Here is a 204-nt window from a genome sequence, read left to right on the forward strand (position 1 = left end):
TAGAACTCCTTAATGAGAAAATTCTACTTCTGATTCCCCCGTTTTTTAGGGGGCATTACCCTGGGCTCGGAACTCTCGCTTTGCTGCCCCAGCACACACAGCCTAAGATGAAGGGGTTTGGCCTGCCCCAAGCGCAACAGTCCCCAGAGCCCACCCAATTGGCCTGATGAGCCTAAAGTGCGGCGAGCTGCCCGCCCCCCCCCC

Origin of the sequence: Bordetella trematum (assembly GCF_900078335.1) — a bacterium.
GTDB classification, from domain to species: Bacteria; Pseudomonadota; Gammaproteobacteria; order Burkholderiales; family Burkholderiaceae_B; genus Bordetella; species Bordetella trematum.